Source organism: Exiguobacterium sp. PHA03, assembly GCF_041945985.1.
Taxonomy (GTDB): domain Bacteria; phylum Bacillota; class Bacilli; order Exiguobacteriales; family Exiguobacteriaceae; genus Exiguobacterium_A.
In genome coordinates this window covers 498304-520025 of record NZ_JAUTYQ010000001.1, presented here as the reverse complement: position 1 = coordinate 520025, position 21722 = coordinate 498304, and the positions used below count along the sequence as shown (strand labels likewise).

Sequence of the window (21722 nt, the reverse complement as noted above, 5' to 3'; positions counted from 1 at the left end):
TCTCCTTACTCGACGACTAGTGCTATCGTCGACCCCGTTTTTCCTTGCTTGACCTCGATTTTCGCATCAACACGTGACTTCAGCTCCTGCACATGACTGATGATTCCGACCATACGGCCGCTCGCTTGAATCGAGAGCAACGTCTCGATCGCTTGTTCGAGTGATTCCGGATCAAGTGTTCCAAATCCTTCATCGATAAACATCGTTTCAAGTGACACGCCACCACTTGCTTCTTGAACGACTTCCGACAATCCGAGCGCAAGCGCAAGTGATGCTTTGAAGCTTTCTCCACCAGATAGCGTCTTGACGTGACGTGTTTGCGACGTGTACGCGTCAAAGACATTTAAATCAAGCCCATATTTCTTGAGTCCTTTTCCCGCCTCCGTTTTCCGTTCAAGCTGGAAACGACCAGAGGTCATCTCGTGCAGATGCCGGTTTGCGGCGAACAAGATCTCATCGAAGTATGCCGTCTGGACGTACGTCTCGAATGTCATCCGTTGCGCATTCTCCCCGACACCAACGCGAGCGAGTTCGCCGATGACTCCGTATCTCGCATCCTCGTCCTCAATCTCGCGTTGCAAGCTTTCCCAAGCCGCAATCAATTGATCGATGTGTGCGCGTTCCTTCTCAAGCCCGACACGTCGGTCGGTCCGCTCCGTCAGTTCGAGCGACGCCGTCTTCACATCCATCCGCAACTGTTCGAGATCCGGACGCACTTGACCTTCTGTCTTCAAACGGGCTTGTTCCTGCTTCAGCTTCAATTCCTGCCGCGCTAGACGATCTTGTTCCAAACATTCTTGGAGGTGACGGAGTTCGTCACGAGACCGTCTCGCATCGCGGAAGGCTTCAATCGTCGGAAACGCTTCTTCTGCCAAGACTGCGTGTAATTCCTTTTCGCGTCTCGTTAATCGGTCGCTTTGTTCAGCAGATGCCTCAGTCAATTGACGGAATCGACCTTGGTGTTCCGCGAAGTCACGATCGAGCTGTTCCTTCTCGTGTAGCTGTTGCTGTTTGTCTTGCTTGAACTGCTCGATACGTGTTTCTGCCTGTTGTTGTTCCTCACGGAGTGCTGGTAGCGATTTCGTGGACTCTCCTGATTGACTTAGGCGACCAGACAAGTGTGCCATTTCCGATTCGATGACGGTCCGGTCTTTGATCATTGCATCGATTTTCAGTTGTAGCTGATCCATGGATTGCTCGAGTTGTTGCAGGCGAGTCTCAAGACGCGCTTTTTCCGTCTGTGCTGACGCTAATCGGGCTTCCGTCTGTTCGACTTCCCGAAGCTGTGCTGAAACATCCGCATGAGATGACTTGTTTTCACTCGTCTTTTGAATCTCGATCGTCAGTTGTTGCAGACGCTCTGCAACCGTCCGGTACGAGGCTTGTAACTCTTGATGCGCTTGTTGGGCTTCTAGGAACCGCTGTTGCGCTACATCGACCGATAGTTCCTGTGCGACGGCGACAGCATGTTGCGGATGCGACGTACTGCCACAGACAGGACAAGCCAGCCCGTCCGTCAATCCCTTGGCAAGTTCAGCAGCCAGTTGTTCCCGTTCACTTTTACGAGCTACTTCATACGCACGCGCTGCCGCCTCTTTTTGATTCCGGACGCTTGTACCGCGGACGATCAACTGTTGTCGCTCTGCTTCCAACTTGTCATACTCTGCGAACTTCGTCGCCAACTGTTGCAGGGTGAAGCGTCGTTCTTGCGCCTGTAAGCGTTCTGCTCCGACGTTCTGCAATGGTCGTAGCTGTTCCTGAACGGTCTTTCGCTCCGTCCGCGTTTGTTCAAGTTGTTTCCTGAACGGTTCCGGATCAAGTTGCTTTAAGCGTTCTGTCAGTTGTTGCTGTTGTTGCCGTAAGAGGGTCTCCGCTTCCAACCGTTCACATTCTTCTTGAATTTTCTCAAGACGACGACTCAGTTGTTCAATCTGCGGTTCTTCCGCCAGTAATCGATTTACTTTGTCTTGAACGGTGCCTTGCCACTCTGTCAAGCGCGTGACGTGCTGTTCGGTTTCTTGCTGTTGCCGTTTAAGTCGTGTTAGCTGTTCTTGATCTTGTTGCCATTGATCAAAAAATGGTGCGACGATTTGAGCACGTTCGGCAGCCGTTGCTTCTTCTTGCATCCGCTTAATGTCTGATGATCGTTCAAGCAACAATTGCTCCGTCCGTTGAAGTTGCTCTTGCTCTTGGAAAGCTGCTTCGAGTTGTTCGCCCTGTTGCAACCGTGTCGTTTTGCTCTCGACGATCGTACGTGTTTGTTGCTCCGCTTCATGAGCCGCTGTCAACCACTCATCCCGTTCCGTCGTCAACGCTTCCATTCGTAACCGGATGTCCGCTTCCGTTAATTCACTCCAGTTTGCTTGCAGGGGTAACTCCTCAAGCTTGGCCCATTGTTTCGTCTTCGTTTCCTTGATGCGTGCCGCAAGATCGAGCGCTTGTCGGTGCAAGCGTTGTTGGAACTCACCATAATGTTCCGTCTTGAACAGTTGTTTGAGAATCTGCAATTTATCTTTTGACTCTGCCATCAACAGTTCCCGGAACTTATTTTGCGGCAACAGGAGAATTTGTGAAAACTGTTTATGGTCGAGCTGGATCAATTCTTGAACGCGCTGCTTGATTTCCGGAATCTTGATGGCAAGTGGTTTCCACGCCACGCCGTCGAACCGAGCGAACTCGGCTTCATGCGAATAGCCGGTTTTATTGACCGGATGCGGTTGACTCGGTTGGCGGATGATGCGATACCGTTCCCCTTTGAGCGTAAACTCCAGTTCGACTTCCGTCTTTTGTTCAGGTACGGCAAAATGACTTCGCAACTCACTCATTTCCCGTTCGCCACCGGACGTCTCACCATACAGGGCGAACGTCAATGCATCAAAAATCGTCGTTTTCCCAGCCCCTGTATTCCCGGAAATGACGAACATCGTCCGTCCAGCAAGTGCCGTGAAATCAATCGTCTCTTCACCAGCAAACGGACCAAAGGCGCGTAATGTCAGTCGTTCTGGGCGCATGTCGCTTCCTCCTTCAAGACGGCTCGCATCGCTTCCGTCGGCTTCTTCTCACGAACTGCTTCATAAAATTCACTGAACAGATCCGCAACAGAAGCATCCTTGACCTGCTCACGCGATGCTTTGACCGCCCGCGTACTCTCGCGGACGAATCCGATTCGCTCGAGGTGCAGGATGTTCGGATAGATTTTTTTCAGCTTGCCCATCGGATCCATCAAGGCTTCGCCGTCCGTCAGGTTGATTTTTAAATAATCATCCGTGACTTGCGTCGCAACGAACGCAGGATCCGTCAATTCATCGAGACTACCAGTCAGTTCTCGCAAATCACGTTTTGGTGCAAGCGGTTCGAATCGACGATCGAACGTACCAGTATCGTTCAACGTCAACACATCGACGCCTTTGACGTGATGTGCTTCTGAAAACGAATATTTCAAGAGCGATCCGCTGTATCGGACCGTCTCGGATTGAATTGCAAGCGGGTTGTGCAAATGACCGAGTGCTGTATAGGTAAACGGTGCAAACTGGCTCGCACTAACTTGCCCTGCCGTTCCGACGGATAATTGCCGCTCCGAATCTGTCTCGAGTCCACCGATGACAAAGGCATGACCGACGAGAACACTTGGTCCGTCTGGGACACATCCGGCAAGGATCGTCCGCATTGCGTCATCATGCGTCTTAATCGTTTCATCATTGTGCACATACCGGACGGTCGCAGGATCAGCGAACGGCACCGGGTAAAATGATACTCCCTTGATCGCGACCGGCTTGATGACCGGCGTCAATTTTCCAACAAGGTGTAGACCCGCCCGTTGAAGTAACGTCGTTCCGAAACTTAACCGTTCGGCTGAATCATGATTTCCGCTGATCGCAATGACCGGTATGTCCCGGTCAAGAATCAGAGCAGCGAGCGTCTCATCGAGTAGTTCAACGGCTTCTGTCGGCGGGACGGCACGGTCGTATAAGTCACCCGCAATGACGATTGCATCCGGTTGTTCGCGATCGACGAGTGTCAAAAACTCGCTCAGGACCGCCCGTTGGTTCCCGAGCATCGACTCGCCATGAACGATTTTACCGAGATGCCAATCGGCAGTATGTATCCATTTCATCTTCATCACACTCACTTTTTAAATATAGTAGCTTAAGTGTAGCATGCGAGCGTTCGTTCTGCGACGAACATCCGTTTGGAACACTAAAAGCAGAAGTTATTGTGTTGCATAATGAATCAGCCGTACATACTGAAGAAACAAACAAAGTGTAGTTCTTCTCGATTAAGAGAAAAACTACACTTTATGTTCAATAGATAATAGATAAAATGCTTACGCTTTATCTACAGTATGTTTTAGTTTTATTTTCCCATCTGAAACAATCAAAGCAACTCCAATGATACATTCCAAAATAATGATCCACCAAATAATACTCGGAATCATATCCATCGCATCACCTTCGACACTATTATATACTTCTAGCTTTCTAAGAAAATAAAACTCAGCTAAGTATATAGATAGCCATATTTTAGTTAAAGCTACCAATACAAAACAGAACCCCATCTTACGCAATTCAAACCCTCCAATTACTAATTCACTTATAATTGTTTTACTTTAACACTATATCTCTATTTATAACCATAATAAGAAGTAAATTAAAAATATGTACTCGATCATCCAGTTTTTTATAAATCAATAATATGTCTATTATAGAAAATTTTATATTTTTTGAGACCAGCATACTTTAAAGAACTGTTAAAATACAATACATACATCTCATTAGATAACTTGGGGGAAAAGCATGAAGAAACTTATACTGTTGACGGTATTATGTACTACTTTGTCAGCCTGTGGCATCAACGAGTCTAAACTCAGTTTTAGTGAGTTAAAGACAATACCTAACGATTTACAAACGAAACTTGATCCTGATTCTACTTTGCAATTGATCAACACGAAGGACGATACTTCTTATGTTGTGTATCACACAAAAAAATCAGTTGCTACTGATCTCGAAGCACAAGAAGATACGGTGAAGATAAAATTAGATGAATCTAACGATACTAGTAAGAATGCGCAACAACACGTCTATCAATTAACTTTAGATCCTGAACATGAAATCATCGATGTTTACGTAAACGGTAAATCTACCGCGCTTGATAACATAACGAACTGATAAATCTAGAAATATCAAAATAGAAACAATATACATACGAAAATCCCTTCTTTTCTTTGTGAAATGAAGAGGTTGCCAAAAAAAAAGCAGGAGGCGAATGCCTCCTGCTTTTTGCGCTTTCACAACGAGCGTATTACTTTGTCCGTTGCTTTCTAAAACGTTGGACGGAACGAATCACAGAAACTGATCCGCCGATGATCGCACCGACACCGACGACGATGCCAGTCTTAAATTTTTTGCCCGTTGGTTCGGATGTATGCGTTGCTTGATTGTGTTCAAAAAGTTGTTGGAGGGGCGACGACGTCTCGACTTCGAGAATCTTCGATGCATCCTGATGCAAATCTTCTCTACGTTCGACACTACAAGGTGACAGATAGAATGGGTTCAAGTTCGTCCGGTACCGGTCCGGATTCCAGTTGGCTTGCTGGACAACCGCCTGTGTTTCTTCCGTCTGTGCTTGATCCTTCATCGGATCGAATTCTTGTTTCATCTGAATCACTCCTCTTCACGTTCAAAACCTGTAGACCGATTTATGTCTGAAGTCTTATTTACCTGTTTTTTAAACATTTAAAACATATATTTTTAAAATTAGTTTTACTGTTTTATGAACGTTTATCCGAAATAGGCGTGATACAGTCGTTTTGCTTTAACGAGATCCGCCTCGCCATGAATCAAGACACGACCATCTCGAAAGGCGACCATTCGATGCTCATCCGTCGTAAACGCCAGCAAGTATGGATTATGGGCGGAAATCGACGCAACCGGCTGGAGGCGTTGTTTTAATTGTTCGAGATCCCGCTGCCCGTCTCCCCGGATTTGAACGGCATCGCGACCGCACAGTGCCGTGAAACGCACTGTTTGATTCGATAAATAAGGATAAGACGGCTCGATGCCGCACGAGGGGCACTCTGTTTGCTTCAGTGACTGGACGTTGATTTGTTGGAATGTATTCGCCCACACGTCAAAGGCAAGCAGACGTGTCCGCAGCGCGTCCGTCTTCCCGCTCAACCACTTCAACGCTTCCGTCACTTGTAGAGAGGCGACCATCTGAACAGCTGGACCGATGATTCCCGCCGTATCACACGTCTCCTGATCACGTGGTAATTGATCGAGCAGACAATGCAGACATGGCGTTTCTCCCGGGCGAACAGTGAAAGTAATCCCGTAACTGCCGATGCAGCCGCCGTAAATCCACGGAATCGAGCGCAACAATGCCATATCGTTCATCAGTAAACGAATATCGAAATGATCCGTCGCATCGATGATGAGATCGATATCATCGAGAAGCCATGTCAGCGCTGCCCGGTCGACATCTAATACATGTGCTTCGATCGTCACCGTCGAATTAATCGCTTCAAGTCGCGCTTTTGCAGCAATCGCCTTCGGTACGCTGTGCCGTGCATCATCCTCCGTATAGAGTTGTTGCCGTTGTAGATTACTCCACTCGACATAATCGCGGTCGACGATTCGGACGACGCCGACACCAGCGCGAACGAGTTGTTCTGCCGATGCTGTTCCGAGTGCCCCCATCCCGATGATCAGTACCTTTGCTGTTGCGAAGCGTGCTTGTCCTGCTTCTCCAATCGGTTGAAATCGAGTTTGACGTGAATAACGTGTCATCGAATCAATCCACTCGTTGGACTACTCGCGACTGCATACTGTTTCTTCTCGATTCTTCCCGCTTCGTAGCCGAAGCGCCCTGCTTCGACGGCTAGTCGCATCGCGTGCGCCATCTTGACTGGATCCTGGGCATGGGCTACAGCGGAGTTCAATAAGACACCATCCGCTCCCAGTTCCATTGCATAGGCGACGTCAGTTGGAGAACCGATTCCAGCGTCAACGATGACAGGCACCGTCGTCTGCTCGATGATGAACTTTAGGTGGAGCGGATTGAGGATGCCTTGCCCAGACCCGATCGGTGACGCTGCCGGCATGATGGCATGACAGCCGAGTTCCTCTAGTCGTCGTGCAAGGACGACGTCGTCCGATGTATACGGTAAAACGATGAATCCTTCTTTAAGTAACTCTTCAGAAGCCCGTAACGTCTCGATTGGGTCAGGTAGTAATGTCTTATCGCACCCAATCACTTCAACCTTGACCATGTCACACATACCGGATGCCCGCGCAAGCTTTGCTAGCCGAACCGCTTCTTCCGCTGTTTTCGCACCAGCCGTGTTCGGTAGTAAATCGTACTTCGTTAAATCAAGCGACTCCAAGAAATTCGGTTGTTGTTTGTCGAAGAGATCGAGCCGCCGGACAGCGAACGTCAAGATTTGTGAAGCGGACGCATCGATGGCCTCCTGCTGTACCGTAGCATCCGTATATTTCCCCGTTCCAAGTAATAACCGTGATTCGAATGTCTTTTCTCCAATTTTCAACATCTTTATCCTCCTCCTACGAAATGAACGATTTCGAATGTGTCATTGTTCCGAACGACCGTTTGATTGTAAGCTCCGCGGTCGATGATCTGTCGGTTCTGTTCGACGATGACGAGTTTTTCCCCTAAGCCAAGTTGCGTGAGCATGTCCTCAATCGTCTCAATCTGTTCAATGGTGTGGTCGTTGCCGTTAATCGTAATATTCATCGGACTTCCTCCTTTAGGATCAACCGTAATGTGTTTGCCAAGACTTCCGCTGTCGCCGGTGCGAGTAATATGCCATGCCGATGATGCCCCGTCGCTATAAAGATCCGACGGGATGAATCGGCGACTCCGATATATGGCAAGCCGAACTCTGTTTGTGGTCGTACGCCTGACCAGACTTCTTCGATGACAGCATCACGGATCGGTGGATAGAGACGCTCTGCTGCTTGAAGCAGTGACGTGACTCCTGCGACACTAACACCGATCGTCTCGTCGTGCGGTAGTTCGGTCGCACCGATCAATATCCGTCCGTCCGCTTTCGGTACGAGGTAGACGGCGTCATCAAACAGGATCGAGCGTAACGGCTGACCCGCGAGACGGACTGCGAGACACTCCCCTTTGACCCCATATGTCGCAATCGAAATGCCAACTGTATCGAGCAAGGCTTGGGACCCGCGTCCGGCAGCAACCGTCACCGTTCGTCCCGTCCACGTTCCCGTGTTCGACTCAACCCTAATGAAATCATTACTCTCCTCGATTCGCGTGACGTCCACCTGTTCTTCGATTGGTACCCCACGATTTCGTAAGACATGCATCAATGCAGTCGTTAGTCGTCGCGGGTCGATTTGACCGACCGATGGAAATAAGTATTCTTGCCCATTTTGTTTCAATAAAAATGGTTGTTCCCGGTAGCCACAATCGATCCCGGTCTCGCGCGTGAGGCGTCGCGCAAGTAACGGATACAGACGGCGACTTCGCGCGGCAAGCGTATGCAATTCTTCTCTCAGCTCGATGTCCGTCGCAAGCATCCCGGCAGCCGCCCGACTCGTCCCTTGTCCGCATGTTCCGCGATCAAGGACAAGAACGGATTCGTTCTGACAAGCGAGACTGTAAGCAAGCGTCAAACCGATGACTCCACCACCGATGATGATGTGATCCGTCATACCCGTACCCCCTGATAACGCTGAATGGCAGCATGCGGGTCCGCTTGACCGAGAATACCGGATAAGACGGCGATTCCGCTTGCACCGGTCGCTGCGATCTCAGGAATGCGATCAGGAGTGATCCCGCCGATTGCGATGACTGGTTTCGTCGTGAAAGTGACAACTTGCTTCAAGGCATCGATCCCTCGCGGTGGCACGTTTGGTTTCGACGCTGTCGGATAAATATGACCGTAAAGCAGTCGGTCGGCTCCTTCCGCTTCCGCTGCAAGTGCTTCTGCCAGAGAGTGGACGGATTTCCCGATGATGAGATTCGGAAAGTGTCGCCGAACATCGCAGACACGTAAGGAACGTCGCGTCAATTGCACACCGATGCCAGCGACATGGGCGACGTCGACCCGGTCGTGAACGGTTAATTGATCAGACGAATACCCTTTTGCAAGGAGCGCGTCAATCAGATCTAACAATTCTGTTGCCGACAAATTTGGTTCTCGAAGATGAAGCTGATCCGTATATGGTTGAAGCGATTGAAAGGTTTCCACTCCATCGCGTGGATTGATGGATCCCGTCGAAATCAGATGTAGACGCATCATGTTCTTCCTTTCCATACGAAAAAGGACCACTCCCGATGTTGAAGGGAGTGGTCCGAAAATGCGCTGAAGCGCTAAGGATATCTAAGGTTTCGAGCCACTTCCCTCCGCTAGTACGAACTAGATCAGGTTCAAAGGGTCCGGATACTTCCGTCTCAGTCTGCTGCGAGACTCCCCTAGTGCCTTTTCGTGTTTAATTGGCTTGCCCCATTAGTCTAGCATGAGTCGCTTTGCTTCGCTAGTCCTAGTTGAGCGCTTCCACTTGCTGAACAAGCTCCGATTTCGTCGGTCGCTGTTGCTTCTGGCTGTCGGCATAGGTCTGCTTCAGCTTCAGGATCCGCATCACTTTAGCATCGAGCATCTCTGACGACAACGTTTTTTCTTTAACGGCTTGCATCACTTCGGTGTGGACCTTCGGATAGGCACCTGCTTCCGAAAACATCGCCATATCTGCTCCATTGACAAGTGCCTGGCGTGCCGCTTCCGCGAGACCATATCGTTTCGTGATCGCCCCCATGACAAGGTCATCCGTGATGATGACACCCTTGAATCCGAGTTGTTGACGCAAGAGGTCAGTCAAGATCGGCTTCGAGAGCGAAGATGGATTTTGATCGTCATACGCGGGATAGAGAATATGGGCGACCATCACCATCTCGGCGCCCTCTTGAATCGCTTCTTGGAACGGTAACAGTTCCGTTCGCTTCAGTTCTTCCTTTGATGCTGTCACTTTCGGCAAACCGACATGGGAATCGACACTCGTATTGCCGTGACCGGGAAAATGTTTGACGACCGGAATCGTTCCCGTCTCTTGCATCCCATGCATCAGGGCCGTACCGAGAGTCGCGACGGTCTTTGGATCAGCACTTAACGCACGGTCGCCGATGATTGGATTGTTCGGATTGCTATTGACGTCAAGGACCGGTGCGAAGTCCATGTTGAACCCATAAAATCGTGACAGGTGACCGAGCGTACGTCCGACATCTTCCATTTTTGCAGCATCTGCACCTTGCGCCATCCGTTGACTAGTCGGGAGACGTAATCGTTGATCCGGTACCCGGCTGACCCGTCCGCCCTCTTCATCAACCCCGACGAAGGCATACGGTTTTTGGTTCGTTTCTTGAATGGCACGCGTGAACGTCAAGAGTTGATCTTCTGACGTAATATTCCCACCAAGCAGTAAGACCCCACCGATCGCATGCGTCTGCAACAATTTCCGGTCAGCTGCTGAAAGTTCCGTGCCGGCAACTCCGATATAGAGCAATTGATCGATCTTTTCTGACGTCGACATCGCTTCAAGTTGTTGCTTTAATCGTGCTTGTTGTTGTGCTTCCTTTGTCGGCTCAGGCTTTGATTTCTTCGCCTCCGTCGGTTGCTTCGTTGCTGGTTGTGATGGTTTCGTTGGTTCCGTCGTCTCCTGCGCACACCCTGCAAGCAACAGGCAACCGATCAGTGCTACTTTCTTCACAAAGGATCCTCGCTCCGGACACCATTGATGGAATAATAGACGGAAATCTCAGCGTTCAAGGATTGCGAGACCGAACAATATTTATCTTTTGATAACGAGATGGCGCGACGGACCTTATCTTCTGGGAGATCACCTTCAAGCCGGTAATGAATCGAGATCGACGTAAAACGCCGCGGATGATCCTCTGCCCGTTCCCCTTCGATATCCATTTCGAAATGAGTAATCGTCAAGCGCATCTTCTCTAAAATCGAGACGATGTCGATTCCAGTACAGCCGGCAACGGCATGTAGTAGCAGTTCAGTCGGTCGTGGTGCTTGATTTTCGCCACCGTTCTCCGGTGCTGCATCCATCGCAAGATGATGCCCTGATTCCGTCTGTCCACTAAACCCCATCTGTTTGTTCCATGTCACTGTCGCTTGCATCGTTTCCACTCCTTTGTCAGTAGTCTTCATCTGTAGTATACGCAAAAAACAGCAAGCCTGGAAATTCTCACGCTATTTCGAATAATGGTTCTTTTCCCGAATTCTCGCTTTGCGATACCCGACGAAATCGTTTCATGCTATCCTGTTACTCATAGTTTCGCGCGCAAGCGCCAGAATTGAGGAATCATCCATGTCACCTACTACTCGTTTAAGTCGACGCGATTGGCTGTTGATCGCCACGTTGTCGCTCCTGACGTTCGTTCTCGGAACAAGCGAATTCGTCATCGTCGGGATCCTCGCTGAAATCTCCTCAGCTCTTAATATCACGATCGCAACAGCCGGTACGCTCGTCTCGGCATTTGCCATTTCCTTTGCGATTGGTACACCAATTGTAATGTCGCTGACCGGTCACCTGGAACGGCGTCGCCTGATCCTACGTCTGTTACTCGTTTGGGTCTTACTGAACCTTGCCAGTAGTTTTGCTCCAAGTTACGAAGTATTGCTCGCAACCCGCATCCTGACTGCCATCCTGACCGGTGTCTTGATCTCGCTCGCAATGGTCGTCGCAAGCGATGGCGTACCTGTCGCGAAGCGCGGTGTCGCCGTTTCGTTCATTTTTGGTGGTTTTACACTCGCGAACGTCCTCGGTGTTCCGATCGGTACGTTCATCGGTCAACACGCTGGCTTCGCAGCCACGTTTTGGCTGACGACAGTCATGGGAATGATTGCGTTCCTCGCTGTGTGGAAGATCGTTCCCGTCCAGCAATCGACGGGCTCCGGTTCAATCAAGGAGCAGCTTGGATTGCTCGCTAATCCACGGATCCTAATCGCCTTCTTTATTCCTTCATTTGGATTCGGGGCAACCTACGTCGTCTATACGTATCTCGTGCCGATTCTACAAACGGAACTCGGCATCGCGAAGACGTGGATTAGTCCGATCCTGCTCGCTTACGGTGTCGTCTCGATCTTCAGTAACATCCTTGCCGGCAAGATTGCAAGTAAAAATCCGATGGGTCGCTTACGGTTCGTCTTCGTCGTGCAAGCAATCGTCCTTGCTGCATTATACTTCACGACAGTATCCCTTTCACTTGGTCTGTTTAACATCGCCTTGATGTCATTGATGTCGATTTTATTGACGACTTCGACACAAATCTACTTGATTGACCTCGCCGAAAAGTTCAATCCGGAAGCAAAAGGACTCGCCGCTTCCTTGATGCCGGTTGCAAGTAATGTCGGGATTGCCTTCGGTTCGGCACTCGGTGGCATCGTTTATGCGAACGGTCCGATGATGAACACGGCACTGGTCGGTGGGCTTGTTGCGCTTGTCGCTGCTTTATTAACTGCAATCAGTCATCGTCTCGATCAGCGGTCATGAACGGCTACCTTATCCTTTTTTGTAACAGGTCGATGACGGTTCGATGACGTTATGATGATAGTCCCTATCTTACTGATGATTTTTCAGTATGATGGGGACTATGTTGTAGTAGAGGAGTGTCTGAAAGTGAAAGTATTACACATCATCGGCATTAGTTTATTGACGATCATCCGGCTCTGGCTCGGAATTCAGTGGTTCATCGCCGGGATCGGCAAGTACATCAATGGCTTTGATGCAAAACCGTTTCTTGAAAGGGCGCTAACGAAAGCGATAGGCGAAGACGCACTCGTCAGTTCGTGGTACGCGACGTGGATCGAGCAACTCGCCTTACCAAACGTCGGGCTGATCAACGTCTTGATTCCGTTCGCGGAACTCATTGTCGGGATCTTGTTGATTCTCAGTCTATTGACGGTTCCTGCACTGGTCGTCGGGAGCATCATGAATCTCAATTACTTACTTGCTGGAACGATTGCGTTAAACCCGTTGTTCTTAGCTGCCTCAATCGTCTTACTTGCTGCAGGACGCTACGCGTATCAAATCGGTATTGATCACTGGATCATGCGCTGGTATCGTTCGTCGCAACAACCACATCCCCTCGACCGGATTCCGGTCTAACGAAAAAACTCTCCCAAACGCGGGAGAGTTATTTTTTTTGTTGCTCGAGAATCGTCTGCTGTGTCGGAACCCCACCGACTGGGACTGTCCGCTCGAGGAACAGATAAGGTTTGCCATCGACTTCAAAGCGACGGTCACCGAGATAACGCGCTGAACGTCCATCCATTGCAAGTTTTTGTTCGATTGCTGCGACATGTTCGTCGAGTGAATAAAACCGATCGTCAAACGTCAGCGTGATGTTTTTCTTACGATACCCCAGTAAGAAGCTGTAGTAGAACCAATACAGAGCACCTGCGAAGATGACAAAAATCAAGAATTGCATGTGAGTTCCCCCCTTGTATAGTCTTTATACGTTGGAAGAAAACTAAAAGTTTCAAAAATTTTACTATTTTTTCGTGATTCAGTTGATAGTCATCTCGTTGAGCTGAAGGTCACTCTTAGGTGTATTGTATTTAATCGTTCCTTCATATCGTACCTCTTCTGTCTGAGGATCTATCACGATTACCGATACGCCATTTTTCTTTGTTTCGATAAAGGAATAAACTAGGTTGTTCTCAATGATTGTCGACGTATGCCGTTGAACTTCATTGGCATCTCGTTTAGGTAAATCATAACGATGCTGCGTGAATTGCTTCGTTCGTAAGTCGTATGTCGACCATTTCACTTTCGTTTCAGTCATGTTCTCTGTCATCCCTACGACCGTACCTTCGTCTATCACGCGTGTTTGCCACATGTCTTCAACTTCAAGGAACTTTAATCGTGTCGATGTTGTGTTGTCTCTGAGATAAACTCTAGTCTTAGCAGCATTAGTCATCTTTCGGTATAGGACACGATTCTGATAGATGGCGAGTACCTCATCATCTTCTGTTAGTTGAAGCGGTAAATCCATTAATCGGACTGTTTTTTTCTTTAAATCAATAGCATAGATATGATTTGTACCTGGTTTTTGTACAACATCGCCAATACGTTGAACATATAACTTTTGTTTCGTTCGTTGAAACGGACTATAGTGGATGCCTTTAGTCTTTGCCGGTTTCGGTAAAGAATAGGTCTGCACCTTTTCCGTTCCACGTTTCCATGACTGTAGCTCCCATGATCCGTTTTTATTGACGTGTAATCCAAATACTTCTTTGTCTTGCTCATAACGTGATAATTCGATTTGGCTCATGAAATGCCTAAAACTACGTGGGGCATCCGTCACATCAGAGTAATCTCTTGCGAACTCAGATAAATAATTCATTCGCTTTTTTTCAACTCCTCCTTTTAACATTACTTCGTAGTCTGTTTTATAATTTTCAGGATCATTGAATTTAAATTGAAGCTGTTTCACAGATTGATCCTCTGGATTTCCCTGTATCGTTTGAACCGTGAATGTAGGTTCCTCTGTTGAAGAAGAGTACACGACATACACTCCAAGTGTCAAAATACAAATGACTCCAAGACATAACACGTATTTATAGGTTCGCATAGTATACTCCTTACACCGTAATTTTTCGTTGCAGTAACCGAAGACTTTTCCAGATCATGTACACGAAGTAACACAGACTTAATCCGATCAGAAGAAACATCGTCTCTTTCTCTAGTAAGTAATGTGTTTCATCTAAAAATGCTAATATACCAATGGTTAAAGCAACAGGAACAAAAATTTCAAGTCCAATTCTGACAATGGCTTTTCCTTTACGAAATGAACGTTCGATTAAAACCAACAAGAAAATAAAACTGACGATGAATAGTGAAATGGCAAGAATGATTCCTAAGTCGATCAGATTCATCGTATAAAAATCGTTCATCGCGTTTCGGACTGGACTTAAGTCACTTCGATTTTGGTATTCCGGTTGAATCAACCAATCAAATAGATAAAAACCTGATTGCAATACGCACCACTGAATGCCAATAAAACTTACGATGATTAAAAAGACTGTCGTCAATTTCGAGAAGAAAATGCTTGCCCGATTTCCTGGAAGCATTAGTAAACGATAAATATACTTTGTTTCTCCTAACCAATCCCGATACCAAATTTGAATTGCATAGATGACAACAATCGCCATTCCGATCAGAATCACATAACTAAAGAAAGAGGATACCTCAGAGTATCCGAGTGTATCGATTTGTTTAAGTGCTTCTGCGACAGATACTCGATTAAGTTCCATGAAATTCTCGACTTTCCGCTCGTGGTACATGACTTGCGCAACGATTGATGCTAACTCAATCACTGCCATCACAAGCACAACGATCATATAAAGCTTAAAACTCCGCTTAATCTCTTCATTCGTCAATTGTATGTATTGTTTCATCGCTGATAGACCTCCCGCATCCGGTCCTGAACCGACTTCCCGTACAGTTCTCGCATCTCTTCTGTCTCATGTTCATCGATGATTCGACCGTCCTGTAAGAAGACGACCCGGTCGATCAAATGCTCGATTTCCTGAATTTCGTGTGTCGTCATCAGGATACCGCGCCCTTCCATGAAGTGGCTTGAGAATAATCCTGCAATCTGTTCTTTCGTAAACAAATCAATTCCTGCGAACGGTTCGTCGAGTAATAAGTACGGACGATCGAGAGCAAATCCAAGAATTAAGCTGACCTTCGCCTGGTTTCCTTTTGATAAGTCGGTAATCTTATCTGTTGAAAGTAGCTGAAAAATTCGCATCAATTCATTCGCAGTCTCCTGGTTCCAATCGGAATAATAATCTGCCATATATGTCAGCGCGTCACCGACCGTCATGTAACCGGGCATCGTCTGAATATCTGGAACGAAGGCGATCTTATTTCGATTGATCTCGCCATCGACGAGAACCGTTCCCGCGTTGACTGGAACAAGTCCTGCGATTGCCTTTAGGATCGTCGATTTCCCCTCACCGTTCAAACCGATCAGACATGTCAATTGATCCATCGGAACCGAGAACGAGACGCCTTGAAGGACTGGTTTTTTTCCGTACTTCTTTTGTAAGCCATGAACTTCAAGCATCGATCTTCCTCCGTTCCGTTTCCTGATAGACGGTCTCAACTTTCGAGACGACCTCATCAAGTGGAATTTGAATCGCCTTGACGGCATCGATGAATTCAGAGACTGCTTCTTCAAGCATCTCGGTCCGTACTTTTTGGACGACTTGTGAATCGCGTGTAATCTTACTCGGGACATTCCGTTCTGTCGTAATCAATTGCTGCTCCTCCATCTCTTTATATGCTTTTTGTGCGGTATTCGGATTGATTCCGAGCTGTGCGGCGATTTCGCGGCGGGACGGGATCTCTTGCCCGCTTTGCAATTCCTCGGTCGCGATTCGTTGTTTGAACCAACGGACGACCTGCAGGTACACCGGGCTTCTTTGGTCGAACTGCATCGGTAGACCTCCCTTTCCTGTGTAATGTATTAAAACATTAATACACTTCTCTTCTGTATCATACTCACCATACAGTTTGTCTGTCAAGCTGGTTTGTCTTCTTAATCACGAAAAAGTCACCATCCAAGAATCGGATGGTGACTACGGTCAACATATCAATAGGGATTTGGGTCTTCCTGCGGTGTATCGGGAATCTCAGTTGGTTCCGGGAACGTATCCGGTTCCGGTTGACGGACAGGATCTTCCTGTGGTGTATCTGGCACCTCGCTCGGTGGTGCTTGCGGAACTTCGTCAGGTTGATGATCCGGTTCACGTTCAGGCACTTCATTCGGATTTTTCTTCATCATGTTTTCCCCCTTAAGACGTGATGTAATCGCCGCCGTTGATATGAATCGTCTGACCCGTGATGTAACTTGAATCACGAGAAGCCAAATAGACATAAGCCGGTGCATTTTCTGACGGTTGTCCCCGACGCTTCATTAATGTGTCTTCCCCATGCGACTCGACTTTCTCCTTCGAGAACGTCGCTGGAATGAGAGGCGTCCAAATCGGTCCCGGTGCGACAGCATTAACGCGGATTCCTTTCTCAATCAAGCTTGAAGCAAGCGAGCGTGTCAATGTCGTAATAGCGCCTTTCGTCGCCGAGTAGTCGATAAGCGACGGTGCTCCGCGATACGCTGTCACCGATGAGGTATTGATGATTGCATCTTCTTTATGCAAATGTGGAAGCGCAGCCTGAATCAAATAGAACATCGAAAAAACATTCGTTTCGAACGTTTCCTTCAATTGATCTGGTGTGATCGCAAGGAAATCATCTTGCGGGAATTGTTTTCCGGCATTGTTAACGAGAATGTTCAATTGACCAAATTCTGCAATGACGGTATCGATGATCGCTTGCGCATTTTCCGGTTGACTGACATCTTTCGCGATTTTTAAGGCTTTGACCCCGTAGCCTTCAATCAACGATTTCGTCTTTTCTGCGTCTTTCCCCTCATTTAAGTATACGATTGCGACATTTGCCCCTTCTTTCGCATAAGCGACAGCAACGGCTCGACCGATTCCACTGTCTCCACCTGTGATCAGTGCAACCTTCCCCGTCAGTTTTCCTGAACCGACATAATCCGGATCATCGTAGATCGGTTCCGGTTTCATGGCGTACTCGACACCGGGTTGTTGTTCCTGCGTCTGCCCTCGTGCTTCTTGATGCATCGCTTCGAACTGCTCTTCTCTCATGAACGATCAGCTCCCTTATCATTGTGGAATGAACTACATGATTAACCATTCCCTTGCGATACATCTATAAACGTTTTTCCGGAAAAGTCAGATGTCATTCGTCAATAGCGTTGGAAAAACATTGGTTTGAAGCATTTTTGATAATCCGCTTGGATACAATGTATATTGATCCAGTTTATCGAATGGAACGAACCGGTACGTCAATTCTTCACCTTCGGGGCCGTAAAAGTCTTCCGTCGAAAGTGGTAGTGGTTCTCGACATGTTACTTCATAAAACATCCCCAGTTCATGAAACTGATGGTCTGCGTAATTAAAGAAATTTTCATGCAGGAAACGAAAGACCGGTGGCTCGATTGACTGTCCTAATTCTTCTAATAATTCACGTTCAATCGCTTTGGCACCACTTTCACCAAATTGTACCCGTCCTCCCGGTAATGACCAAAAATCATCTTCTCCTTGCCGATGGATCAAAAGATGTCCATCTTGAATCAACAGCGCCACTGCGCGAATGTTAAGCTTTTTTTGATTAACTGCAAACGTCAAATCCATCTCATTACCTACTCTCTTTTTATTAGATTCCCATACTTTCTCATCATTTCCCACGATTGCGTTTTGTCATCAAATTCATCTCGTTGTAACACGGATTCATCTTGATTTTAAGGGATTCTGAGATTGAATATATATTCAACATTACAAGAATTGTTATTAAAATATATCTAAGCAATCGAATTGAAATACAAACGTCTGACTTTTCAATGCTATACTCTCGTTAGTCAAATGACGACAGCATCATCTACTTCAATTCACCACACTTTACACCACACACATTCTATATACATGTCATTTCCGACAAGATCTCGATTTACATCAAGGAGGAACATTCATGAAAAGAACAATCACGACACTTGCAATGAGCGCGCTCGTTGTTTCAGGTTTTGCAGCTACGGGTACAGGTAAGGTTGACGCAGCTACGAAATCTACGTACAAAGTAAAAATCAAAGCAGACGGACTTCGCGTTCGTACTGGCCCATCTCTTAAATACCGGATCGTCGACGGCGTCAATTCGGGACAGACTTTCAAATACTTGGGTCATCGCGGAAACTGGACAAAAATTCTTCATAAAGGACATAAGCGTTACGTCTACTCAGGTTATGTGAAAAAATATCGCGTTTCTGGTCATACAGCGAAGAAAGCTTCATTCTCGACTTCATCAAATGGCTTCTCGCGTCCGACAAGCGGTCCAGTAACACAAGGTTATGGAAAAACGAGCGGCATCTTCGGCTACACGTTCCATAACGGCGTCGACTTTGGTGCACCAATCGGAACGCCCGTTCATGCAGCAGCGGCAGGTAAAGTTGTCACATCGTCTTACCAAGGAGCATATGGAAACCATGTCATGGTCAAACATAAAGTGCACGGTATTTCGTACACAACGGTATACGCTCACTTAAGCAAACGCTCTGTCTTCGTCGGTCAAACGATCCCGAAAGGCGCAACGATCGGTGCAGTCGGCAGTACAGGAAACTCGACAGGTGCTCATCTTCACTTCGAAATCCATCGCGGTAACTATGTCTATAGCGGTACTTCTGCAGCAAACAGCGTCAATCCACTCGCCTTTTTATAAGCATTTAAGGTACCTCAACCGGGGTACCTTTCTTATTTTTAATGGGCATTTCATCATATCCAATTCCATCCAATCTTGTCAAAGGAATTTATGGATAAATGGAAAACAAACAAAATTAATGTCTTTAAATATAATTTATTGAAATAATATCGAAATGTGAATGTAACATTTAAACATTTTCGTAAATGTTATACTCATCTATGAAATTTACATAACGGTTTAGTCACACAGATTACATATTCAGGAGGAATGAATCATGCATGGTTTTTGGAAAGGTGTTTCAGCGACAGCCATCGCTGTGGCAAGTTTTGCTTCGTTTGCCATCCCACGTGCGGATGCAGCAACGACGTTCTATAAGGTGAAAGTCATGGAGGACGGTTTGCGTGCTCGAACGGGTCCTTCGACATCATACGGTACGATCACGAGCTTTGAAAAAGGTGATACATATAAGTATCTCGGACGGACAGGCAACTGGACGAAAATTCTGTACGGTTCAAAAAAAGTCTATGTTTCTTCTACATATGTTAAAAAATATTCTGTAACACGTATCTATAAGATTAAAGTCAATGTCGACAACCTTCGTGTTCGTAGCAGCAGTTCAACGAGCAGTACAGTCGTCGGAAGTGTCGATAAGGGCGAAACGTTCCGCTACCTCGGTCGTACAGGCGATTGGATCAAGTTCTTATACGGTGGAGATAAACGATTCGTTCATGCGGACTATGTCTCGAAATACGCTGTTTTGACACTGACGAATAGCAGTGGCGCATCAAAAGCGTCAACGTCGACATCAAAGAACTTCGCGACGCCAACGAGCGGTCCGATCACGCAAGGTTATGGACCTTCTAGTGGTGCTTATGGTTACACATTCCATAACGGTATCGATTATGGTGCAGCAAAAGGTACTCCGGTCTATGCGACAGCTAGCGGTAAGGTCATTACGTCTCAGCTCAAAGGCGCGTACGGCAACTATGTCATGGTTTCACATACGATCAACGGATCGCCGTTCATCAGTCTGTATGCACATATGAATAGCCGCTCGGTCTCGGTCGGTCAAACCGTCACGCAAGGTCAAAAGATCGGAACAGTTGGCGAGACAGGTAACGCTTTCGGAACACATTTACATTTTGAACTCCATAAAGGATCGTACGTCTACAGCGCAACTTCTGCTGGTAGCAGTGTCAATCCACTCGATTATCTGTAAAATGACAATAACCCTCGCCGTCTCGGCAAGGGTTATTTTTTCTTATTGTTTTCGTTTTGCTTGATACGCTTTTGAATAGCGATCGGCTGCGATGATCGCATCAGCGACTTCGTCCGCCGTAACGTTGAATCCGCTGTGGATCGTCTCACCTTCAGCGGTCGCTGCCTCTCCGACTTTGACGATATCTTCACGTGACGCATCTTTTAGCTTGACGTCCTCGAGTGTCACCGGTAAACCAAGATCCGTGTAAAGCGCGATATAGCGCTCGATTTCTTCTTGTGGATGTTCTTCGAGCGCCAACTGGACAAGTGTACCAAAGGCGACCTTTTCTCCATGCGTCAGGTGGTGAATCTCACCGTCAAGTGCCGTAAAGCCATTATGAATCGCATGCGCCGCTGCTAGTCCCCCACTTTCAAAGCCGAGCCCACTTAAGAGGGTATTCGCTTCGACGACGGCTTCGAGTGCTGGTGTGACGACTTGTGCCTGAACGGATTCATACGCCAGACGCCCGTGCTCGAACAAGACTTCCTCACAACGTTTGGCAATCGCTTGTGCCGCAATTGTCGGTCGTCCTCCCGCCATCGTCTGTCCACCAAAGGCGACGACACTTCGAACTTCGACCCACGTCGCGAGTGCATCGGCAATTCCGGACGCGAAGAAACGCGCTGGCGCTTGGGCAATCAGTTTCGTATCGACGAGAACAAGATCGGGATTCTTCTTATAGAAACGATAGCTTTCGAAAATCCCTTCGTCGGAATAGATGACGGACAGAGCACTCGTCGGTGCATCGGTCGAAGCAAGGGTCGGTACGATGACGACGGACACGTTCAGCTCATCCGAGACGGCTTTTGCTGTGTCGAGCGTCTTTCCACCCCCAACCCCCATGACGAAACGAACATCCGCCGCTTTTGCTTGCTCAGCGATTCGTTTTACTTCATGCCGTGAGGCTTCACCACTAAAGTCTGCCTTCTCGATGCCGACGTTTTCGCCGGACAGCGACTGCTCGACACGTTCCTTTACGATTTTCCAGACGACATCGTCCGCGATGACGAGCGCTTTTTCACCGAACGGGCTCACATATGTACCGAGCCGGTCAATGACATCCTTTCCTTGGACATACTTCGAGGGACTAATGAAGACACGTTCTGACATGTTTCAACATCCTTTCT

The 21722-nt window shown here is 47.6% G+C and carries 25 protein-coding genes and 1 riboswitch; of the genes, 5 read left to right on the top strand and 20 right to left on the bottom strand.

The window, feature by feature from the left end:
- Nucleotides 1-5: 5 nt before the first annotated feature.
- The 3 genes from Q7C19_RS02655 to Q7C19_RS02645 form a co-directional block, all read right to left on the bottom strand.
- Nucleotides 6-3011 (bottom strand): AAA family ATPase, encoded by a 3006-nt coding sequence (locus tag Q7C19_RS02655; RefSeq protein WP_375091520.1) that lies wholly within the window; start codon nt 3009-3011, stop codon nt 6-8.
- Nucleotides 2993-4114: an exonuclease SbcCD subunit D gene (locus tag Q7C19_RS02650; protein WP_035409684.1), complete on the bottom strand. Its 1122-nt coding sequence runs from the start codon at nt 4112-4114 to the stop codon at nt 2993-2995. The genes Q7C19_RS02655 and Q7C19_RS02650 overlap by 19 nt, the downstream gene beginning before the upstream one ends.
- 210 nt (nt 4115-4324) lie before the next feature.
- Nucleotides 4325-4564: a hypothetical protein gene (locus tag Q7C19_RS02645; protein WP_375091519.1), complete on the bottom strand. Its 240-nt coding sequence runs from the start codon at nt 4562-4564 to the stop codon at nt 4325-4327.
- A gap of 229 nt (nt 4565-4793) precedes the next feature.
- Here Q7C19_RS02645 and Q7C19_RS02640 point away from each other — a divergent pair, with 229 nt between their 5' ends.
- The gene (locus Q7C19_RS02640; protein ID WP_375091518.1) at nt 4794-5165 is read left to right on the top strand and encodes a hypothetical protein; all 372 of its coding nucleotides are present in this window, start codon (nt 4794-4796) and stop codon (nt 5163-5165) included.
- 133 nt (nt 5166-5298) lie between these two features.
- Here Q7C19_RS02640 and Q7C19_RS02635 read toward each other — a convergent pair whose 3' ends face one another.
- The 8 genes from Q7C19_RS02635 to Q7C19_RS02600 form a co-directional block, all read right to left on the bottom strand.
- Nucleotides 5299-5655: a hypothetical protein gene (locus Q7C19_RS02635; protein WP_290749475.1), complete on the bottom strand. Its 357-nt coding sequence runs from the start codon at nt 5653-5655 to the stop codon at nt 5299-5301.
- A gap of 122 nt (nt 5656-5777) precedes the next feature.
- The gene (locus Q7C19_RS02630) at nt 5778-6785 is read right to left on the bottom strand and encodes a ThiF family adenylyltransferase (protein WP_375091517.1); all 1008 of its coding nucleotides are present in this window, start codon (nt 6783-6785) and stop codon (nt 5778-5780) included.
- Entirely contained in the window at nt 6782-7546 is a 765-nt protein-coding gene (locus Q7C19_RS02625; protein WP_056060677.1) for a thiazole synthase, read from the bottom strand. Before Q7C19_RS02625 ends, Q7C19_RS02630 begins: the two co-directional genes overlap by 4 nt.
- A gap of 2 nt (nt 7547-7548) precedes the next feature.
- Nucleotides 7549-7749 carry a sulfur carrier protein ThiS gene (thiS, locus tag Q7C19_RS02620; RefSeq protein WP_035408549.1) on the bottom strand — a complete coding sequence of 67 codons (201 nt, stop codon included), beginning with the start codon at nt 7747-7749 and terminating at the stop codon, nt 7549-7551.
- Nucleotides 7746-8690, bottom strand: coding sequence for an FAD-dependent oxidoreductase (locus tag Q7C19_RS02615; RefSeq protein WP_375091516.1), 945 nt, complete (start codon nt 8688-8690; stop codon nt 7746-7748). Before Q7C19_RS02615 ends, thiS begins: the two co-directional genes overlap by 4 nt.
- Entirely contained in the window at nt 8687-9280 is a 594-nt protein-coding gene (locus Q7C19_RS02610; RefSeq protein WP_329470574.1) for a thiamine phosphate synthase, read from the bottom strand. Before Q7C19_RS02610 ends, Q7C19_RS02615 begins: the two co-directional genes overlap by 4 nt.
- 82 nt (nt 9281-9362) lie before the next feature.
- A riboswitch (TPP riboswitch) is annotated at nt 9363-9465 on the bottom strand.
- Between the two features lie 56 nt (nt 9466-9521).
- Nucleotides 9522-10742, bottom strand: a complete 1221-nt coding sequence (nagZ, locus tag Q7C19_RS02605) for a beta-N-acetylhexosaminidase (RefSeq protein WP_375091515.1) — start codon at nt 10740-10742, stop codon at nt 9522-9524.
- On the bottom strand, nt 10739-11164 hold the full coding sequence (locus Q7C19_RS02600) for an OsmC family protein (RefSeq protein WP_023467853.1): 426 nt from the start codon (nt 11162-11164) through the stop codon (nt 10739-10741). The genes nagZ and Q7C19_RS02600 overlap by 4 nt, the downstream gene beginning before the upstream one ends.
- Nucleotides 11165-11354: 190 nt before the next feature.
- On the opposite strand from Q7C19_RS02600, the gene Q7C19_RS02595 reads away from it, so the two are divergent.
- Together Q7C19_RS02595 and Q7C19_RS02590 are read left to right on the top strand one after the other, a co-directional pair.
- Nucleotides 11355-12539, top strand: coding sequence for an MFS transporter (locus Q7C19_RS02595; RefSeq protein WP_056060664.1), 1185 nt, complete (start codon nt 11355-11357; stop codon nt 12537-12539).
- Nucleotides 12540-12665: 126 nt separating this feature from the next.
- Nucleotides 12666-13154, top strand: a complete 489-nt coding sequence (locus tag Q7C19_RS02590; protein WP_375091514.1) for a DoxX family protein — start codon at nt 12666-12668, stop codon at nt 13152-13154.
- A 28-nt stretch (nt 13155-13182) separates the two neighbouring features.
- On the opposite strand, the gene Q7C19_RS02585 is transcribed toward Q7C19_RS02590, so the two are convergent.
- The 8 genes from Q7C19_RS02585 to Q7C19_RS02550 all read right to left on the bottom strand — a co-directional run bounded on the left by Q7C19_RS02585 (nt 13183) and on the right by Q7C19_RS02550 (nt 18277).
- Entirely contained in the window at nt 13183-13476 is a 294-nt protein-coding gene (locus Q7C19_RS02585; protein ID WP_056060657.1) for a hypothetical protein, read from the bottom strand.
- Between the two features lie 78 nt (nt 13477-13554).
- Nucleotides 13555-14394 carry a hypothetical protein gene (locus tag Q7C19_RS02580; RefSeq protein ID WP_375091513.1) on the bottom strand — a complete coding sequence of 280 codons (840 nt, stop codon included), beginning with the start codon at nt 14392-14394 and terminating at the stop codon, nt 13555-13557.
- Between the two features lie 238 nt (nt 14395-14632).
- The gene (locus Q7C19_RS02575) at nt 14633-15448 is read right to left on the bottom strand and encodes a hypothetical protein (RefSeq protein ID WP_375091512.1); all 816 of its coding nucleotides are present in this window, start codon (nt 15446-15448) and stop codon (nt 14633-14635) included.
- Complete coding sequence (locus tag Q7C19_RS02570) at nt 15445-16122, bottom strand: ATP-binding cassette domain-containing protein (RefSeq protein ID WP_035408568.1); 678 nt, start codon at nt 16120-16122, stop codon at nt 15445-15447. The genes Q7C19_RS02575 and Q7C19_RS02570 overlap by 4 nt, the downstream gene beginning before the upstream one ends.
- Nucleotides 16115-16495 carry a GntR family transcriptional regulator gene (locus tag Q7C19_RS02565; protein WP_375091511.1) on the bottom strand — a complete coding sequence of 127 codons (381 nt, stop codon included), beginning with the start codon at nt 16493-16495 and terminating at the stop codon, nt 16115-16117. The genes Q7C19_RS02570 and Q7C19_RS02565 overlap by 8 nt, the downstream gene beginning before the upstream one ends.
- Before the next feature lie 155 nt (nt 16496-16650).
- Nucleotides 16651-16839: a hypothetical protein gene (locus Q7C19_RS02560; RefSeq protein WP_035408570.1), complete on the bottom strand. Its 189-nt coding sequence runs from the start codon at nt 16837-16839 to the stop codon at nt 16651-16653.
- Nucleotides 16840-16852: 13 nt separating this feature from the next.
- Nucleotides 16853-17728 carry an SDR family oxidoreductase gene (locus tag Q7C19_RS02555; protein ID WP_035408573.1) on the bottom strand — a complete coding sequence of 292 codons (876 nt, stop codon included), beginning with the start codon at nt 17726-17728 and terminating at the stop codon, nt 16853-16855.
- Nucleotides 17729-17815: 87 nt separating this feature from the next.
- Nucleotides 17816-18277 carry an NUDIX hydrolase gene (locus Q7C19_RS02550; RefSeq protein ID WP_069201455.1) on the bottom strand — a complete coding sequence of 154 codons (462 nt, stop codon included), beginning with the start codon at nt 18275-18277 and terminating at the stop codon, nt 17816-17818.
- A 334-nt stretch (nt 18278-18611) separates the two neighbouring features.
- On the opposite strand from Q7C19_RS02550, the gene Q7C19_RS02545 reads away from it, so the two are divergent.
- Nucleotides 18612-19352, top strand: coding sequence for a peptidoglycan DD-metalloendopeptidase family protein (locus tag Q7C19_RS02545; RefSeq protein WP_035408577.1), 741 nt, complete (start codon nt 18612-18614; stop codon nt 19350-19352).
- Between the two features lie 256 nt (nt 19353-19608).
- The gene (locus Q7C19_RS02540; protein ID WP_035408580.1) at nt 19609-20553 is read left to right on the top strand and encodes a peptidoglycan DD-metalloendopeptidase family protein; all 945 of its coding nucleotides are present in this window, start codon (nt 19609-19611) and stop codon (nt 20551-20553) included.
- 42 nt (nt 20554-20595) lie between these two features.
- On the opposite strand, the gene Q7C19_RS02535 is transcribed toward Q7C19_RS02540, so the two are convergent.
- Nucleotides 20596-21705, bottom strand: a complete 1110-nt coding sequence (locus Q7C19_RS02535; protein WP_375091510.1) for a glycerol dehydrogenase — start codon at nt 21703-21705, stop codon at nt 20596-20598.
- Nucleotides 21706-21722: the final 17 nt, after the last annotated feature.

Bases quoted from the DNA above. Each gene is read 5' to 3' on its own strand.
- Q7C19_RS02635 (WP_290749475.1), bottom strand. From the start codon at position 5,655: ATGAAACAAGAATTCGATCCGATGAAGGATCAAGCACAGACGGAAGAA.
- Q7C19_RS02560 (WP_035408570.1), bottom strand. From the start codon at position 16,839: ATGAAGAAAAATCCGAATGAAGTGCCTGAACGTGAACCGGATCATCAA.
- Q7C19_RS02575 (WP_375091512.1), bottom strand. From the start codon at position 15,448: ATGAAACAATACATACAATTGACGAATGAAGAGATTAAGCGGAGTTTT.
- Q7C19_RS02595 (WP_056060664.1), top strand. From the start codon at position 11,355: ATGTCACCTACTACTCGTTTAAGTCGACGCGATTGGCTGTTGATCGCC.
- Q7C19_RS02615 (WP_375091516.1), bottom strand. From the start codon at position 8,690: ATGACGGATCACATCATCATCGGTGGTGGAGTCATCGGTTTGACGCTT.
- thiS (WP_035408549.1), bottom strand. From the start codon at position 7,749: ATGAATATTACGATTAACGGCAACGACCACACCATTGAACAGATTGAG.
- Q7C19_RS02565 (WP_375091511.1), bottom strand. From the start codon at position 16,495: ATGCAGTTCGACCAAAGAAGCCCGGTGTACCTGCAGGTCGTCCGTTGG.
- Q7C19_RS02655 (WP_375091520.1), bottom strand. From the start codon at position 3,011: ATGCGCCCAGAACGACTGACATTACGCGCCTTTGGTCCGTTTGCTGGT.
- Q7C19_RS02540 (WP_035408580.1), top strand. From the start codon at position 19,609: ATGCATGGTTTTTGGAAAGGTGTTTCAGCGACAGCCATCGCTGTGGCA.
- Q7C19_RS02610 (WP_329470574.1), bottom strand. From the start codon at position 9,280: ATGATGCGTCTACATCTGATTTCGACGGGATCCATCAATCCACGCGAT.
- Q7C19_RS02630 (WP_375091517.1), bottom strand. From the start codon at position 6,785: ATGACACGTTATTCACGTCAAACTCGATTTCAACCGATTGGAGAAGCA.
- Q7C19_RS02625 (WP_056060677.1), bottom strand. From the start codon at position 7,546: ATGTTGAAAATTGGAGAAAAGACATTCGAATCACGGTTATTACTTGGA.
- Q7C19_RS02555 (WP_035408573.1), bottom strand. From the start codon at position 17,728: ATGAGAGAAGAGCAGTTCGAAGCGATGCATCAAGAAGCACGAGGGCAG.
- Q7C19_RS02585 (WP_056060657.1), bottom strand. From the start codon at position 13,476: ATGCAATTCTTGATTTTTGTCATCTTCGCAGGTGCTCTGTATTGGTTC.
- Q7C19_RS02580 (WP_375091513.1), bottom strand. From the start codon at position 14,394: ATGAATTATTTATCTGAGTTCGCAAGAGATTACTCTGATGTGACGGAT.
- Q7C19_RS02600 (WP_023467853.1), bottom strand. From the start codon at position 11,164: ATGCAAGCGACAGTGACATGGAACAAACAGATGGGGTTTAGTGGACAG.
- Q7C19_RS02550 (WP_069201455.1), bottom strand. From the start codon at position 18,277: ATGGATTTGACGTTTGCAGTTAATCAAAAAAAGCTTAACATTCGCGCA.
- Q7C19_RS02650 (WP_035409684.1), bottom strand. From the start codon at position 4,114: ATGAAATGGATACATACTGCCGATTGGCATCTCGGTAAAATCGTTCAT.
- Q7C19_RS02640 (WP_375091518.1), top strand. From the start codon at position 4,794: ATGAAGAAACTTATACTGTTGACGGTATTATGTACTACTTTGTCAGCC.
- Q7C19_RS02570 (WP_035408568.1), bottom strand. From the start codon at position 16,122: ATGCTTGAAGTTCATGGCTTACAAAAGAAGTACGGAAAAAAACCAGTC.
- Q7C19_RS02545 (WP_035408577.1), top strand. From the start codon at position 18,612: ATGAAAAGAACAATCACGACACTTGCAATGAGCGCGCTCGTTGTTTCA.
- Q7C19_RS02535 (WP_375091510.1), bottom strand. From the start codon at position 21,705: ATGTCAGAACGTGTCTTCATTAGTCCCTCGAAGTATGTCCAAGGAAAG.